This is a genomic window from Hyphomicrobiales bacterium, assembly GCA_039973685.1.
Taxonomy (GTDB): Bacteria; Pseudomonadota; Alphaproteobacteria; order Rhizobiales; family JACESI01; genus JACESI01.
Map to the genome: position 1 here is coordinate 14,940 of JBDWKL010000037.1, position 17,236 is coordinate 32,175.

Sequence of the window (17,236 nt, forward strand, 5' to 3'; positions counted from 1 at the left end):
ATTAAGACCAATCGCCAACGCGAATTTTGGTTTTAATACCGATGATTTTTTCTATCTGAGACAACCGTTTTAACAAGCGTTCTCCAACGTGCCCCGCTTGATCTTCATCAATGCGGAAGATCACGGTGTCGTCTTCCATGATGAATTCACTCTTAAGCAACGCACCGGGCATAGAAGCTGAAACCAAATGAGCAAGGCGGAACAAAACACCGTTTAGGCGAGCACGACGACGTTGTTCTTCGTCCAAAAGCTGCGCCACACTCGGCAAAGCATCATCGTTCAATTGGCCCTCATGTCTGAAATAGGCAGACAAAGCAATAAACGCGCGGGCTGGATGATCGATTGAGACAAAGGCTGCATGGGCAATCATATTCACACTCTGCTCGCCGCGATAATCTGGATGGGCACGCCAACCAACATCACTCAACAAACAGGCGGCTTGTTGCCAACGAAGCAATTCGCCATCCAATCGCCAACCAATGATGCGATACAGCGAGCAAGTCCAATCAATCAGTTCAACCGCATTTTCTGGCGAACGAGAACGTAGATGGGATAGCTCTCGTGCACCCTCAATCAAACCATCTTGTGCGCGAATATTGTCGTCTAGCTGCTCGTAAAGTACGCCTTCACGAATGCCGAGTGCACTGATCACCACCTTCTCAGGCTTCATTTCCTCAATGATCGCAAGCAATACCGCAGCGCCATATTGTATAAGTGGTGCGCGATTTTTGGAGACTTGGTCAATTTCATCAAGCTCATCAAGCTTTGCATGGACGACCTGATCGCAGAACTTCGCCATTTTCTTGGCTGATACTTCGTAGTGATGCAGGACACTAAGCGGGTATTTGTTCTGCCTCATATGTAGCGTTGCAAGAGACCGCCATGTGCCACCAATGGCGTAAAAAGAGCGGTTTTTACCGGCTTTCAGAATTTGATTATTCTTCAAATCATCCCGCGCCAAAGACAAAGCTTTTTTCGGTGATTTTTTGGAAACATCTTGAAGGCGCAAACCACCGAGCGGGAAGGTTTTTCCTTCTCCGATGACATCACGAGATACATCCGCAATTTCTAAGCTGCCGCCGCCCATATCGCCCATCACACCATCAGCGCGGTAGATGCCGCTTAATATGCCATAGCCAGAGTAGAGCGCTTCATCGTTACCTGTGAGGACTAGCGGTTCGGTGTCTGCGATTTCGGCAACACGCTCAATGAACTCGTCACCATTGCTAGCATCGCGTGCCGCAGCGGTTGCTAGAACGATGAGTTGAGCGGCTGCGAGTTGGTCTGAAATTCCCTTAAAACGGTGAATGGCAGCAATGGCCGCTTCAATCGCGTCTTCCTCCAACTTACCTGTCAGAGCGAGCCCACTACCAAGGCCGCAAAGGGCTTTTTCATTGAATATTGGGGTCGGCGAACGGGATAAGCGCTCATAGCAAACAAGGCGAACAGAGTTTGAGCCAATATCGATTACCGATATAGGGCCATAACCCGCGATGCGGCTAGGCGCATGAGGTAGTACTTCCAAGCGTTCAGATTTAGACATGGTGCAGTTGCTATATGGTGAGCGGAGGTTGTTTTTCGAGAGATTGGCCACGGCCTGATAGACTCGGATTAGTCATGAAATAATGTTGGCTATCAAAAGGCTCATCTCCGCGCAACACGTCAACCCGTTTTGCACTACCGTCGCTTAATATTTCCCAGCTTTGCTGGTTATCCAGAAGATTTGCGACCATGATTTGATCCAAGACCTGTTGATGCACAGTCTCATTGGTAATTGGCACAAGGGTTTCCACCCGCCGATGCAAATTGCGCGGCATCATGTCAGCTGAACTGATATAAACATGCGCTTCCTTTGACGGCAGACCTTGGCCACGACCAAAACAATAGATTCGGGAATGTTCTAAAAACCGTCCAACAATTGAGAAAGCGCGTATGTTTTCAGACAAACCTTCAACACCCGGGCGCAAACAACAAATGCCGCGCACCACAAGCTCAATCATCACACCGGCAGCACTCGCTTTATAAAGCGCGTCGATGATTTCTGGATCAACCAGCGAATTCATCTTCATCCAAATTTGCGCCGGACGCCCCGCTTTCGCGTGTTCACACTCATCTTGTATGTAGCCCAAAATCTTCGACTTAGCGGAGAAGGGAGACACACCCAAAAGATCAAGATCTTGCGGTTCTGCGTAACCCGTAATGAAATTGAAAACCCGCGTCACATCGCGTGCAATCGCAGGGTTAGCCGTGAAGAGTGAGAGGTCTGTATATACCCGTGCGGTAATTGGGTGATAGTTGCCAGTGCCCAAGTGGCAATAAGAGACAATCTTATCGCCTTCACGCCTTGCGACATAAGAAAGCTTGGCGTGGGTCTTAAGCTCTAAGAAGCCATAAACCACCTGCACCCCTGCCCGTTCCAATTGGTTGGCCCATTTAATGTTGGCCTCTTCATCAAAACGCGCCTTCAGTTCAATCAGGGCGGTGACAGACTTGCCAGATTCAGCCGCCTCAACGAGCGCTGCAACGATGGGTGAATTGTTGGAAGTTCGATAAAGCGTTTGCTTGATCGCCATCACATCAGGGTCTGCTGCTGCTTGCCGTAAAAACTGCAACACAACGTCAAATGATTCATACGGGTGATGAACAATCATATCCTTTTCGCGGATAGCCGCGAAGCAATCACCATTAGCCTCCCGCACCCGCTCAGGAAAGCGTGGGGTATAAGGGGTAAATTTAAGCTGGGGGCGGTCTAGCTTTGTAAGTTCTGCCAAGTCATTTAAGGCCAACATGCCCGGCATGACACTGATATTTCCTTCACGAACCGATAGCTCCTTCGCCACAAATTCGCGCAAGGCAGGCGGCGCAGCCGCTTCGATTTCCAATCGGATGGCAACGCCTCGACGACGACGTTTTAGCGCAGTCTCAAAAACCTGCATCAAGTCTTCGGCTTCTTCTTCAATCTCAATATCGGAATCACGCACCACACGGAAAGCACCTTTTGCAGTCACCGTATGAGCTGGAAAAAGCTTATCGATAAAGAGACTGATTGCCTCTTCCACACGGAACAAGCGGGTCGCCTGCCCTTCACTTGCTGGCAGCTGCAAGAACCGATCAATAGACGGCGGCACACGCAGGAGTGCGATCATTTGCTGATCATCACGGTCACGGCTCAAGTTAAGAACCAGTGAGAAACCAAGGTTCGGAATAAACGGGAAAGGATGGGCGGGATCTACGGCCAATGGGGTCAGCATTGGAAAGATTGATTCCATGAAGAAGTCTTCAAGCCAAACATGGTCTGCTTTGTTCAGTTCTTCAGGCTTCACAATAAGAATGTCTTCGGCAAAAAGTTCCGGCTGAAGGGCGGCCCATCGTTCCTGTTGTGCATCAACAAGGCCGCGCGCCTCTTCAAAAATGAGGGCCAGTTGAGCCTGCGGTGTCAGACCATCATCACTCAATGTGTCGATACCTGCCCGCAGTTGCCCCATAAGGCCTGCAACACGGACCATAAAGAATTCATCGAGGTTGTTGGCTGATATAGAAAGAAAACGTATGCGCTCTAGCAGCGGATGACGCTCGTTGGCCGCCTCTTCCAAAACGCGTTTATTAAACTGAAGCCACGACAATTCGCGATTGATGAAACGCTCAGGCTTATCAAACCAAGATGCATCTAAAGCTGCATCATCAGCACCCTCACCACCCGATTGTTCCAATTCGAACATGCCAGCGGCTTGTGTCAGGGGTGTATTTTCTAGGTCCAATTTATTCTCATCCATCATCTCAAGGCCAGCGAAATAAATAAATTCGCAGCAGCTTTAGCAAAGCCATAAGGCGTGAAAATGACGGGTGGATTAGAACTCAAGCACATCCGCTGCAAAGCGTTTTGTGATTGGTCGGCCTTTGGAAAAGGCCGCCTCATCCAGCACATTCACGACTTCTCTCACCGCATTGAGTGAGCGCTCTATTCGCAATAGGAGATAATCTATCACATTTGGTTCAATATTTATTTGCCGATCGGAAAATTGCTTAACGAAAACCTGACGCATGAGCGTGTCATCTGGCAAGGTTATATCTATGGGCAAGGCAGCCCGTAAACGAGACGTGAGATCAGCCGTTTTTAGCCCCCAGTTTGTAAAGGGTTCATCCGCCGTAATGAGCAAATGAGCGGAACTGCCGCGTACCGCATTGACCAGATGGAAAAGGGCTGCTTCATCAAACCCACTGGCCTGCACATCTTCCAAAACAAGCGCGTTGCTCTCTAACCAGTCAGGGATGAGATCAAGGGTCAAATTCTTTGCTTTGTGCTGACGCGCACCAGCAAGGTTTGCCCAAATATTTGCAAGATGGGTTTTGCCAGACCCCGATGGACCGCATAGCACCGCGACATTTGCGGACCATTCAGGCCAGTTAGAAATGAAATCATAGGCACGCTCATTGGGCGCAGCGACGATATAGTCGTCCACGCCCATCGCCTCCTCAAAAGGCAAATCCAGTGTTAGTTGAACTTGTGCTTTAGCTATCATGAGCGATTAAAATCTCAAACTTAAATGCCGTCGGAATTCGAGTTGGGGCCAAGATAGAGTTCACTAGTTAGATAGCGCCGCATAGCGAAGCGAACCAGCACCCCGATACATGCAGCAGTAGGTACAGCAATCAACATGCCAACGAAACCATAAAGTGACCCAAATGCGAACAAGGCAAACATCAACCAAACGGGGTGAAGCTGCACATGATTACCTAAGATGCGTGGCTGTAGAATATTGCCTTCAAAAAACTGACCAACCACAAAAACACCACCGACAACCGCAATCATTATGTAGTTTTGCTCAGGCAAGAACTGCGCAAGCGCCACGCTCATGGATAACAACAATCCAAGAATCGCGCCGATGAAGGGAATAAAGCTAACCAGACCGATGCCAAGACCAATCAGCAAACCAAAATTTAGCCCAGTTAGGCTGAGCGCAATGGCGTAAAAAATGCCCAAGATCACACAAACCAAACCCTGAGCACGGAGGAAGCCCGCAATCATATCGGACATTTCTGCCATGAGTTTTCTAATCGTCGAGGCATGTTCGCGCGGGAGCCAGCTGTTTATCCGCGCCACCATGTTATCCCAATCAAACAAAAGGTAGAATGCGACGACAGGCGTGATAACAAACAGTGAAATAATACCAAGCAACGCCTGCCCACCACTCAACAACGATCCTAAAAGGCGCGATAACCAACGTGCACCATCATCGACAAAATTGCCGACGTATCCCTGCAAATCATCCGCTTCAACTGGCAAAAACTGCGTTACCCGCATAACCGTATCTGACACCAAGAATGCTTGCAGCGATTTGATGTAGGCCGGAATTTGCTCGATAAAATCTCCCATCTGCTTGCTTAGCAATGGAACGATAATGAGAAGTGCGAGGATAAAAACCAAAAGCGAGAATAGCAAAATAGTCGACGTTGCCGCCATCCGGCTCAAGCCCATGTCTTCCAATTTGTCGGCAACCGGATCAAGAATGTAGGCAAGAATCATCCCTGCAACAAAAGGCAGTAGGATATCGGAAAACAAATAGATGAAACCGAGGAAAGATACGAAGAATAAAGCCCACCAAATTGCTTGCCGCTGCCACGCCATTCTATTTCCTCTCTAACAATACTCACCAAATGATCTATCCTGCGCTATGACAAGCGTCAAGAAAACGCGCCCTCCCGCAATCAAATTGATGAGAAGTGACGAGGAAACCGTGAATTACGGGCATTTTATCGAGATACCCTTGCACTCAAGCCCAATATAAGCTTTCACACCCGCAAAAGACTTTTAACCGAGCAGGCAATCGGGCAGGCATATGAGCGATAACAACAAAACAACTGGACTAACCTACGCCGATGCAGGCGTTGATATTGATGCGGGCAACGCGGTGGTTGACCGTATTAAGCCGATGGTTAAGTCCACAGCACGGCCGGGTTCCAACCCAGACCTTGGCGGCTTCGGCGGTTTATTCGATCTTAAAGCGGCAGGTTTCAAAGACCCAATCTTGGTTGCGGCCAATGATGGCGTCGGTACGAAGTTGAAGATTGCCATTGATACAGGCATCCATGACACCGTCGGGATTGATCTTGTTGCCATGTGCGTCAATGACCTGATCGTGCAAGGTGCTGAGCCGCTGTTCTTCCTTGATTATCTTGCCACAGGGAAACTGGAAGAAAACCAAGCAGCCGAAATCATTGCTGGTATTGCTGATGGTTGTCGCCAATCTGGTGCGGCCCTCATTGGCGGTGAAACGGCTGAGATGCCGGGCATGTATCAAGGTGGAGATTATGACCTTGCTGGCTTCTGCGTTGGCGCTGCTGAGCGTGACGCATTGTTGCCGCGCGGTGACATTCAAGACGGTGACACACTGATCGGCCTTGCTTCATCTGGCGTCCACTCAAACGGCTTCTCGCTTGTGCGCAAACTTGTCGCTAATCATAACCTTGATTGGAAGGCACCTGCCCCGTTTGATGAAAGCCAAACATTGGGTGCAGCCCTTTTAACGCCGACCAAGATTTACGTAAAACCTGTGCTTAATGTAATGCGTGAAACAGGTGCCTTAAAAGCGCTTGCGCATATTACGGGCGGTGGCCTGACGGAGAACATTCCACGCGTTCTTCCAGACAGTTTGAGCGCTGAAATTGACCTTGATAAAATCACGCTTCCGCCTGTGTTTAAGTGGCTATCTGAAGCGGGTGGTATGGACTGGACCGAGCTCGTTCGCACCTTCAATTGTGGTGTTGGCATGGTGCTGGTTGTCGCAAATTCGCAAGCTGATACTTTGATTCAAGCGCTTGAAAAACAGGGTGAGACAGCGATGAAAATTGGCTCGCTCAAACCACGCGACGGCGAGGCTGTGACTTATAAAGGGTCAATCCTTTAATGAATGCCGCGCCTCATAACAACTCGGGCAAAACGCGCGTTGCCGTTCTGATTTCAGGCAGCGGAAGCAATCTTCAGTCTTTGATTCAAGCAGCTGAGACAGAGAATCACCCAGCAGAGATTGCTCTGGTCCTATCAAACAAGGCGGATGCCTATGGGTTGGAGCGCGCGAAAAATAATGGAATCAAAACAAAGCACTTAGATCATAAAGCTTATGCTAATCGTGAAGCTTTTGATGAAGCGATTCATGCTGTTTTAGTTGAGGAAGAGATTCAACTTGTGTGCCTTGCAGGCTTCATGCGTATCCTCACCCCAGAGTTTGTGCGCAAGTGGCCAAACCGCATTTTAAACATCCATCCATCGCTGCTCCCGTCCTTCACAGGGCTTGATGTTCACCAACGCGCCATTGATGCAGGCGCACGCTTTTCTGGCTGCACAGTGCATGTGGTTGATGAGGGGTTGGATGAAGGCCCAATCGTCGTTCAAGCCGTCGTGCCGATTTTGCAAGATGATAGCGCAGACACGCTCGCAAGCCGCATCATCACGATGGAGCATCAAATCTATCCAAAGGCGCTAGAGTGGTTTGCAAGTGGCCGTGCGACAGTCGACGGCCAGCGTGTTTTCATTGACGGCGAGAGCGAACCATCCGCCCCGATTATATGGCCCGCTTAAGCCACACTTTACAATCGTGAAACGAGGCGCCACCAAAGGGTGCAACAGGACGCGCGGTGATCAATGTATTGATCCCCTCACCCTTCACATGCGCCTTGTTTGGCCAGATACCTTCTGCAATCAATGTTGATGGAACGAGCTTGTCAAAAAGCTTAGCGTGCAAGGTCACTTCGCCCAGCTCATTACCGACAATTACTTCATCGTCATTTGCAATATTATAGGTCGCCGCATCATCAGGATGGATCATCAATGTTGGACGCACTTCGCGTTTTTGGCCTGTTGGCGTTTCGGTGAATGACGAATTCAAAAACTGGCGTGCAGGCGATGTCGCAAGATCAAAAGGATGCGCCTCATCACGCGTCTCATTCACCGCCCAATGGTCTGGCCATTCAGGCATCTCATCATGGGCGCCCATTTTTCCCATCCGCTCAGGCGATTTGAAGTTAGGTGTCACATCATCCCATTTCGGCTTGAAACGATACTTACCATCAGGCCAAGCAAAGCCATCTTTGTAATGAGCGCGGTCCTTGTCTTTTAGTAAATCTTGCCACGGATCATTCTCAATCGCATCAACACCTGGAAGGTTCGCCGTTTTGACGATTTTATCGACGTGCTCGCGAGCGGTCAGCTTAAATTCTGGGTCGTCTATGCCAAGACGTTGCACTAGACCAGTGACAACCTCATAATTCGATCGGCACCCCTCAGGCGGCTCCATGCCCTTTAAACCCAGAGACATATGAGTATGACCACCGCTTCGGTAAATATCATCATGCTCTGTGAACATCGTTGCAGGCAGGACAATATCAGCAAGCTCTGCTGTTTCCGTCATAAATTGCTCATGGACGCAGACGAACAGATCATCGCGCATAAAGCCCTCTTTGACCTTTCGAAGATCGGGCGCCACAAGAGCGGGGTTGGTGTTTTGGATAAACAGGCCAGTCACAGGCGGCCCGCCATAAAGATCCGCCTCTTCCCCACACAATACCGCGCCGATACGAGATTGATCGAGACTGCGGCGATTATCTTTCGCAAGTTCGTTGCCTTGGATAACATCATTGTTGATGGGATAGGCACCAGAATTAGATAACAGCGCGCCGCCGCCCTCATACTGCCAAGCGCCCATTACCGCTGGAATTGAGGTGACAGCATGCATGTTGACGATGCCGTTTTGCTGGCGTGAAAAACCGTAACCGATGCGGAAGAAGGATTTTTTAGTTTTGCCAAGGAGAAGCGCAAGCTCTTCAATGGTTGCTACATCCAAACCTGTAATCTGCGCTGCCCATTCGGGCGTTTTGTCTTTCAGGTGCTTTTCAAAACCGCGCGGGTCATCGGTGAACTTTTCAAGAAAGTCCCAATCTGCATGGCCATCGCGGAATAAGATATGCATTAAGGCAGTGGCCAATGCGCCATCTGTTCCAGGCCTGATGATGATTTTATGATCGGCCTGTTTCATTGTGCCGGTTTCATAAATATCGACCACCACAATTTTCGCGCCGCGTTCTTTGCGTGCCTTTATCGCGTGGGTCATAACGTTGACCTGCGTTGTAACTGGGTTGGTTCCCCAAATAACAATACAATCAGATTGAGCCATCTCGCGCGGGTCTACGCCGCCAAGCCTGCCCGTACCAACCGCATAACCTGCAAAGGCGGGCGTGGTGCAAATGGTTGAATGTTGTTTGGAATAACCCAGAACATTACGGAACCGATTGATGCAATCGCGTTGAACCAACCCCATTGTGCCTGCGAAATAATAAGGCCAGATGGTTTCAGCACCATATTTCTCTGTGGCTTTCAAAAAAGCTTCGGCAACTTCGTCCAATGCATCTTCAAAAGCTAATTCTTGAAATTCACCGTCACCACGCGCACCAACGCGTCTGTAAGACTTGGTCAGACGGTCAGGATGGTGCACACGCTCGGCATAGCGCGATACTTTGGCGCAAATAACGCCTGCCGTGTAGGTATTTTCGGCTGCTCCGCGCACCCGCGAAATCTGCTCGTTTTCATCGAGGTCAATTTTCAATCCACAAGTCGACGGACAATCGTGCGGGCAAGTGCTGGAAATTGTGCGAGGATCAACATTCTTATTCATTACAATGCCTTATAGAATCACCGTATTCTCAAACAGATTAAGGTGACAATAGAACATAACCATTTTTCGCACGAAACCAAGCGATGTTCCTATTTGGCGCTTTATAATCAATTGTTCAAAGGTCTCAATTTACGCTATTGACCAATCATGTTGCCTGTCGCATTTTGTTGCGACTCTATAAAAGTTGGATATTGCCATGCAAATTTCAAAGTTGTTTTTAGCAACGGCCCTTATCATTAGCAGCAGCAGCGCTTTTGCTGATTATTCCGATCCGCCAAAAGTTGAGGCTGGCCTGAAAGGTGAAGGCAAAGTTCCTCAGTGTGATGATGCAAAAGTCTTGAAAAAGATCACCAAGAAATTCGCCAAGATCAATATCCGCTATAATGACCCTAAAACTGCATTCACAGAGATTGAACATGTCCGTGAGACGTCCTTTGTATCGAATCCAACAGATCAAAACGACCGTCGTTTTTGCAAAGCACATGTTCATCTAACAAGCGGCAAGCACCCAAGCATGTTCTACCTTATACAAGAACACGAAGGCTTGGCCTCCCTTGGTTGGGGCGTTGAGTATTGTGTCATCGGGCATGATTTCGAACGCGAACATGGCGCCAATTGCCGTTCATTGAAAGCGCCGTTCTAAAGGCGATAAGAATGTTCACCCTTTCAAACAAGACTGCCGTCCTTGCCCTCTTGGTCGGGCTTGGCATGAGCCTGCCAGCAAAAGCACAAGACGCAAATTTTAAAGACTGGTCTGTTTCCTGCGATGAGGCAGACTATTGCGAAGCAAGCACTAGTGATACCAAGAAAATGGCTGGCCCATTGCGTATTGCTCGCTTGTTAAAGGGTAATGCGGTTTGGGAAATTTCGGTTGAACTGGATGAATCTGCCAGCCCAATCTTGAGGCCAACACAGCTGCGAATAGCAGGCCAACGCACCAACCGCCTTTCCCCAAAGCGTGATTTTGCGACTTTCGGTAGTTCAAACCGATTTCACCTTGTCAATTCAGCCTCGCTGCAACCGTTGTTTCGCCGCATGATTGAAAGTCGGCGGATGTTTGCCTCATTCAGCAATGGGACGACCCAACGTATCGAGGCAAGCTATTCGCTCAATGGGCTATCAGCTGCCCTTTTGTATATTGATGACAAGCAACAACGGCTCGGTTCCCCGCGCATTGCTGGACCTCCGACAGGTGACCGCGTTGTAGCCAAAGCGCCTAAAAACTCTGAAAGCCCAAAAAGCAATGAACCGATAGATATTGCTAGAATCGCCGAAGCAGAACACGAAAGAACCAAAGACCGCGAAGAATGCGATATTGATGGCGCGGCAAGTTATGCGCTTGGCACGGCAATTAGCACGCTTGATGATAAAAATTCAGTCGCCGTCGTTCCCTGCTCCGCGCACGCGTACAACGTCACCTTCAATGTCTATGTCATTGACCATGAGACAAAAGCGGCGAAGCGCCAGCAATGGGCCGTTTATTCAGGCTTTACAGGCTGGATTGGAACAGATCGCCTGACAAATGTGAATTTTGATCAAGAAACTAAAGAGCTTTTCATGGTCCATAAAGGCCATGGCGCGGGAGATTGCGGCATGACTGGCCTTTGGAAATGGGGCGAATACGGCTTCAAAATGGTCTCGTTCCACGCAAAAGACGACTGCGATGGCAAGAACGATGACTGGCCTCAAGTGTTTCCTGTCGAATAATACACAACTGAATTAGGATAACTTTCGGCTATTGCTGACATTTTTATGGGAAGGAGTTGAAAGCTTCCTATATTAAGTTATAAGCCAATTGTTAGATTGGTGGGTCAAACAACTGGCTCTCTTTAGCTCACTCAGGATCTTAGCCCTACATGGAATTCGCGCTCTATCTCATTGCCGGCTTCGTGATATTGATCATTGCAGGCGACATCCTTGTGCGTGGTGCCGTTTCTTTGGCAGAACGCTTTGGCATCCCAAGCATCGTTATTGGTCTGACCATCGTTGCTTTTGGCACCTCTGCTCCTGAACTAGTGATCTCTCTTAAAGCCGCTTTGACGGGACATGGTGAAATTTCCATCGGTAATGTGGTTGGCAGTAATGTCGCCAATGTTTTGTTGGTGCTCGGCATGCCTGCCCTTATCAAGGCTATTCCCTGCGGTGGTGAAGGTTCTGTTCGTAACGCAGTCTTTATGGTGATTGTCACCGTTGTTTTCATCGTCTGCTTCTGGTTTCAGCCATTTACCTATATCCACGGCATCATCTTGCTTTCTTTGCTTGTGGTCTTTTTGGCGGACAGCGTACGCTTTTCAAAAGCTCAGCGCGCTAAAGGCATCGAGGTTGAAGACCCACTTGATGAAGTTGACGGAAAGACCAACAGCCTTGGGCTTGCAATTGGTTTTTTGGTTGTAGGCATTATCGGTTTGCCGTTGGGAGGCCATTTGGCCATTGATGGTGCAATTGGTATTGCGCGTATCTTTGAAGTGTCAGAAGCGGCCATCGCCTTGACAATTATTGCACTTGGCACCTCGCTCCCAGAATTGGTAACAGCGCTTATTGCTGCCCGCAAAGGTCATACTGAACTTGCGATGGGTAATGTGATTGGCTCTAACGTATTCAACATCTTGGCGATCATCGGCACGACGGCGCTCGTAACGCCAATCAGCGCCCCAGAACGCATGATCAACTTTGATATTTGGGTTATGGTTGCTGCATCGGTGTTCTTGCTGCCCTTCGTCTTTTTCTGCATTCCGATCAGACGTCGATTTGGCGCGCTCATGCTCTTGGCTTACGCGGCCTACATGGTGTCTGTGTTTTATATGGAGGCTTAAATGTCTACCCCAATCAAAACAGCCCTCATAACAGGCGGCGCGAAGCGCATTGGCCTTGCCATTTCAGAAAACCTAGCCGCAAACGGATGGACACTCGCCATTCATTGCAATTCATCGGCTGCAGCTGGCAACGACCTTGCCGAGCGCATTCGTGCTAAAGGCGGCAAAGCCCATGTGGTTGTTGCAGACCTTGGTAATCACGACGCTGTTCAAGGTATCGTGCCTGAAGCGGTTGAAGCCCTTGGCCCGATCGACCTACTTGTCAACAATGCTTCTATCTTTGAAGCTGACGAGATTGCCTCTACGAGCGAAGCCGTATGGGACATGCATATGGCCATCAACCTAAAAGCGCCGTCGTTTCTGGTCCAAGCTTTCGTCAAGCAATTGCCAGACGGTATGGCGGGCAATGTGGTCAACATCATTGATCAACGTGTTTTGAAGATTACGCCTGAGTTTTATAGCTACCAGCTCACCAAGAGCGCTCTATGGGTGGCAACACGCACACTTGCGCAGTCTCTCGCGCCCAATATTCGCGTCAACGCCATTTCCCCCGGCCCCACCATTCAAAACGCCAGACAGTCCCCTGAGGACTTTCAGGCGCAGCTTGACGGTATCTTGTTGAAAAAAGGTGCTGAGCTAGAAGAATTTGGCAACACAATACGCTATCTTGTCGAGACACCATCAATCACTGGCCAGATGATTTGTCTTGATGGTGGGCAACATTTGGCATGGGAAACCCCAGATGTTGCAGGCATAGCTGAGTGAATGACAAAACCGAATATGTAGTCCAAAACGAAGAAGGCATTGAACGCACGCTAAAAACTGGCGCGGCGATTATTGCTGATTTCGTCACACGCTTGCCAAATGCCCCTGGCGTTTATCGCATGATCAACGATGAGGGTGATGTGCTTTATGTGGGCAAAGCACGCTCGCTCAAAAAACGGGTTTCAAACTACACCAAGCCAAATGGCCTTTCCACGCGCATCATTCGCATGGTGCAGGCAACCGCGACGATGGAATTTGTCACCACGAAGACAGAGACCGAGGCGCTACTTCTTGAAGCAAATCTGATCAAACGCTTCCGCCCGCGTTTCAATGTGCTTTTGCGGGACGATAAGTCGTTTCCCTATATTCTCATTTCAAAAGACCATGAAGCACCGCAAATCACCAAGCATCGCGGCGCTCGACAACGCAAGGGCCGTTACTTCGGGCCGTTTGCAGCCGCTTGGGCCGTGGATAAAACCATCAACTCGCTACAAAAAGCGTTCTTGCTGCGCTCTTGCACAGACAGCGTTTATGACAGCCGCTCGCGTCCATGCTTGCTTTATCAAATCAAACGCTGTTCTGGTCCCTGCACAGGCGAAATCAGCACTGATAATTACCGTGACCTTGTCTCATCCGCCGAAGATTTTCTCTCAGGCAAATCAAGCACCATCAAAAAGAAACTCGCGGCACAAATGGAAGAAGCCTCCGAGCGTCTCGATTTTGAACAAGCCGCCATCTACCGCGACCGCCTCTCCTCGCTCTCCGTGATCCAAAGTCACCAAGGCATCAATCCGCAAACGATTGAAGAAGCCGACGTCTTCGCGATCCACCAAGAAGGCGGGCAAGCTTGTGTGCAGGTGTTCTTCTTCCGCACAGGGCAAAACTGGGGCAACCGCGCCTATTTCCCGCGCGTTGATAAGAGCGACACACCTGACACCATCCTCAGCGCCTTTCTAGCCCAGTTTTATGACGACAAGCCCTGCCCGCGCCAAATTCTGTTAGGCGTTGATTTTGACGAGCGTGAGCTGCTTCAAGAAGCCCTGACGGGGAAGAGTGAGCACAAGGTCACGGTTCTCGTGCCAAAGCGCGGTGAAAAGCGCGAGGTGGTGCAAGACGCGACAGACAACGCCCGCAAGGCGTTAGAGCGCAAGCTTGCTGAAAGCTCCACCCAATTGAAACTCCTTGAAGGCGTGCGCGAGGTCTTCGGCCTTGAAGAAATGCCGCGCCGTATCGAGGTTTATGATAACTCGCACATTATGGGCACCAATGCTGTCGGCGGCATGATTGTCGCGGGGCCGGAAGGGTTCGTGAAAGGGCAATATCGCAAGTTCAACATTAAAGACGAGAGCATCGAACCGGGTGATGATTACGGCATGATGCGCGAAGTGCTGCGCCGCCGCTTTCAACGCCTCATCAAAGACGAACCGCGCGAGAAAACATCAACCAACCAAGATGAAGACGCGCCCGCCCCTTCCAACGAGGATGCAACGGGATGGCCCGACCTTGTGGTGATTGATGGCGGCAAAGGACAACTGAGCGCCGTGCAAGAAACCTTCGCAGAACTGGGCGTAACCGACGTGCCGCTGGTGAGCATTGCCAAAGGCGTGGAACGGGACGCAGGCCGCGAACGCTTCCACATGCCAGATCGCGAACCCTTCATGCTGCCAGAGCGCGACGCCGTGCTCTATTTCGTGCAACGCCTCCGCGACGAAGCCCACCGCTTCGCCATAGGCACCCACCGCGCCAAGCGCAAAAAAGACATGATCAAAAACCCGCTCGATGAGATTGAGGGTATCGGTCCGAAGAGGAAACGAGCGTTGTTAAAGCACTTCGGTTCCGCCAAGGGGGTAAGCCGTGCTGGGATTGATGATTTACTTGAGGTGGACGGGATAAATGAGGCCACGGCGCAGGTGATTTATGGGTTTTTTAATGCGGGGTGAATTGAGGCATATAAATCTCAATCGCCTTCACAAAACTAACGAATAAGGTTTTCAATAAACCCAATCGCGATCGCATGCTCGCGGGTTTTCGCATTTAATTTCTGTTTGATTGACTTGATATGAAAATTTACCGTGTCGTTTGTAATGTTCATCTTATGCGCGATACGGTCAACACGAAGACCATTTGCAAGCCAGTTTAATGTTTCAAGCTCTCGAACTGTTAGCCGTTGAGCGTCGTCATTTAGTGGCACCCAATTTTCCATCCCACGACGCTCAAAAAGAAGTTTCGGCATGAAACTTTGCGCTAGAGAGGTTGCAAGCACCACGTCTTCTTCAATCTCCGCGAAGAAAGGTAGAAAATCATCAGTCTCCAAACTGCTACCAAGATTAAAGGCTACGGCTTGTCCGGGGTAATTTTGGCGAAATGGCGTTTCATAGGAACAACGTAACCCAAAATTCGCGGCTTCGTTAAGCATCTCTCGTGCAAGAGGGTTATCTAGGCCCGGAAGTTTGTCGATTGTTTTGGAGCAATAAAGAAGGTTGTCGTCAGATTCGAGCGCATAACGCACCATTGGATCAACACCGCCATATCGCTCTGCATACAGGCGCATCCATTCATCGCTCATATTGGTAAAGAACCCTCGGGGCAAACCCGTTAATGTATCGACGACGCCAAAATTTACGACATCAAATCCCAGATCAGTAAAATGACCTTCAATAGCCATCCAAGTATCGCGACTTGTCTGCGCACCTAAGATTTTGCTCAAAAAATCTTGTGTTGCATATGTCCCCATATCAACCCCAAATATTCGTAAAAATATAAATACAAAAATAGTAACCTGAACATGTTCCTACCAAATTATGTAGCTTACATACAATAAAAAACATGTGATTATTGGATTCATAACAACGACTTTTTGAAATGGTTCATATGACTAATTTTCTCAAAGTCAGATTCGCAACAACCATTGGCCCAACAAGGCCTTTTTCTAGGGAGCATAAAAAATCTCATCGCCTTGGGCCGTGTAAAACACTTGAAACCCTCTATCACCCTCCTTTGGACACAACGAATACTAAAGAAACCTCATACTAGGTTTAGAAGAAAGGGATCGATCTTATGATCGGTCCCTTTTGGATTTTCCACCTAAAAAGCCTGACGCCTCACACCCTATTTCGCGAATTACCACGCAACAAAATCAAGCCAGAACTTCTCCCCCCAATCACCAAATTGTTCCCCCACACCCTACCAAATCATGCAACAAAGGACGCCTTACTAAACTAAACTTTGAGGCCTCCCTTTTATGACTGACTTTACGACCCACACGATTGAATCTGCTCCTGAATCTGCGAAACCTTTTCTCGAAGGTGCCAAGGGGAAATATCAATTCGTGCCAAACCTTCTTGGCAATATGGCTGAATCCCCTGTTATGCTTGAAGCTTACATGAAGCTTGCGGGCCTGTTCGGGAAATCTGATTTTTCTGAGACTGAGCGCCAAGTCATTTTGATGACCAATAACCGTTTGAATGGGTGTAAATACTGCATGGCAGCGCATACGACTGTTTCTCAAATGAGCGGTGTGCCAGCTGATGTGATTGAAGCCTTGCGTGCGGGTAGCGCCATCGCAGACAGCAAGCTTGAAGCGCTTCGTCAGTTCTCAATCGTTATGAACGAAACACGTGGCAACCCAGCCAAAGCTGATCTCGATGCCTTCTTCGCAGCCGGATACAGCAAAGAAAATGTCTTTGAGGTTATCGTCGGCACAGCCTTCAAAGTAATGTCCAACTACACAAACCACATTGCAGAAACAGAAGTAGACGCGCCGTTTGCCGTCAATGCATGGTCTGCTGACAACGCTTAATGTTGATTATTTGATTTAACATGGTCTTGTGGCCCAGTTGAAAACTGGGCCACAATAAACGCACAACAGAACATCAGCTATATGAGCCATATTTACAAAGCCGACGAGCACTAGGGTCGAAAGAACGAGTGAAGCAGCTAACAAGAGTTTCCTCAGCATAACCCCATCTAACAAATCATTATATTCGATGCCTG

At 49.1% G+C, this 17,236-nt stretch carries 14 protein-coding genes; 8 read left to right on the forward strand and 6 right to left on the reverse strand.

Features of this window, described 5'->3' with window-relative positions:
• Position 1: 1 nt before the first annotated feature.
• The 4 genes from ABJO30_09805 to ABJO30_09820 all read right to left on the reverse strand — a co-directional run bounded on the left by ABJO30_09805 (position 2) and on the right by ABJO30_09820 (position 5,626).
• Positions 2–1,543 carry a Ppx/GppA phosphatase family protein gene (locus ABJO30_09805; protein MEP3233107.1) on the reverse strand — a complete coding sequence of 514 codons (1,542 nt, stop codon included), beginning with the start codon at positions 1,541–1,543 and terminating at the stop codon, positions 2–4.
• A 10-nt stretch (positions 1,544–1,553) separates the two neighbouring features.
• Positions 1,554–3,776: an RNA degradosome polyphosphate kinase gene (locus ABJO30_09810; GenBank protein MEP3233108.1), complete on the reverse strand. Its 2,223-nt coding sequence runs from the start codon at positions 3,774–3,776 to the stop codon at positions 1,554–1,556.
• 72 nt (positions 3,777–3,848) lie between these two features.
• Positions 3,849–4,460, reverse strand: coding sequence for a DnaA/Hda family protein (locus tag ABJO30_09815; protein ID MEP3233109.1), 612 nt, complete (start codon positions 4,458–4,460; stop codon positions 3,849–3,851).
• Between the two features lie 80 nt (positions 4,461–4,540).
• Positions 4,541–5,626: an AI-2E family transporter gene (locus ABJO30_09820; GenBank protein MEP3233110.1), complete on the reverse strand. Its 1,086-nt coding sequence runs from the start codon at positions 5,624–5,626 to the stop codon at positions 4,541–4,543.
• A 211-nt stretch (positions 5,627–5,837) separates the two neighbouring features.
• On the opposite strand from ABJO30_09820, the gene purM reads away from it, so the two are divergent.
• Both purM and purN read left to right on the forward strand, forming a co-directional pair.
• Complete coding sequence (gene purM, locus ABJO30_09825; protein MEP3233111.1) at positions 5,838–6,905, forward strand: phosphoribosylformylglycinamidine cyclo-ligase; 1,068 nt, start codon at positions 5,838–5,840, stop codon at positions 6,903–6,905.
• Positions 6,905–7,576: a phosphoribosylglycinamide formyltransferase gene (gene purN / locus ABJO30_09830; GenBank protein ID MEP3233112.1), complete on the forward strand. Its 672-nt coding sequence runs from the start codon at positions 6,905–6,907 to the stop codon at positions 7,574–7,576. Before purM ends, purN begins: the two co-directional genes overlap by 1 nt.
• On the opposite strand, the gene ABJO30_09835 is transcribed toward purN, so the two are convergent.
• Positions 7,560–9,665, reverse strand: a complete 2,106-nt coding sequence (locus tag ABJO30_09835) for a molybdopterin-dependent oxidoreductase (protein MEP3233113.1) — start codon at positions 9,663–9,665, stop codon at positions 7,560–7,562. The genes purN and ABJO30_09835 overlap by 17 nt on opposite strands.
• 196 nt (positions 9,666–9,861) lie before the next feature.
• On the opposite strand from ABJO30_09835, the gene ABJO30_09840 reads away from it, so the two are divergent.
• The 5 genes from ABJO30_09840 (at position 9,862) to uvrC (ending at position 15,183) form a co-directional block, all read left to right on the forward strand.
• Positions 9,862–10,308 carry a hypothetical protein gene (locus ABJO30_09840; GenBank protein ID MEP3233114.1) on the forward strand — a complete coding sequence of 149 codons (447 nt, stop codon included), beginning with the start codon at positions 9,862–9,864 and terminating at the stop codon, positions 10,306–10,308.
• Between the two features lie 11 nt (positions 10,309–10,319).
• A complete protein-coding gene (locus tag ABJO30_09845; GenBank protein ID MEP3233115.1) occupies positions 10,320–11,372 on the forward strand; it encodes a DUF1176 domain-containing protein in 1,053 nt (350 codons plus the stop codon).
• Positions 11,373–11,521: 149 nt separating this feature from the next.
• Positions 11,522–12,478, forward strand: a complete 957-nt coding sequence (locus ABJO30_09850; GenBank protein MEP3233116.1) for a calcium/sodium antiporter — start codon at positions 11,522–11,524, stop codon at positions 12,476–12,478.
• Positions 12,479–13,243 carry an SDR family oxidoreductase gene (locus ABJO30_09855; protein MEP3233117.1) on the forward strand — a complete coding sequence of 255 codons (765 nt, stop codon included), beginning with the start codon at positions 12,479–12,481 and terminating at the stop codon, positions 13,241–13,243.
• A 38-nt stretch (positions 13,244–13,281) separates the two neighbouring features.
• The gene (uvrC, locus tag ABJO30_09860; protein MEP3233118.1) at positions 13,282–15,183 is read left to right on the forward strand and encodes an excinuclease ABC subunit UvrC; all 1,902 of its coding nucleotides are present in this window, start codon (positions 13,282–13,284) and stop codon (positions 15,181–15,183) included.
• A gap of 35 nt (positions 15,184–15,218) precedes the next feature.
• Here uvrC and ABJO30_09865 read toward each other — a convergent pair whose 3' ends face one another.
• A complete protein-coding gene (locus tag ABJO30_09865; GenBank protein MEP3233119.1) occupies positions 15,219–15,977 on the reverse strand; it encodes a LuxR C-terminal-related transcriptional regulator in 759 nt (252 codons plus the stop codon).
• A 507-nt stretch (positions 15,978–16,484) separates the two neighbouring features.
• Here ABJO30_09865 and ABJO30_09870 point away from each other — a divergent pair.
• Positions 16,485–17,042 carry a carboxymuconolactone decarboxylase family protein gene (locus ABJO30_09870; protein MEP3233120.1) on the forward strand — a complete coding sequence of 186 codons (558 nt, stop codon included), beginning with the start codon at positions 16,485–16,487 and terminating at the stop codon, positions 17,040–17,042.
• Positions 17,043–17,236 lie beyond the last annotated feature (194 nt).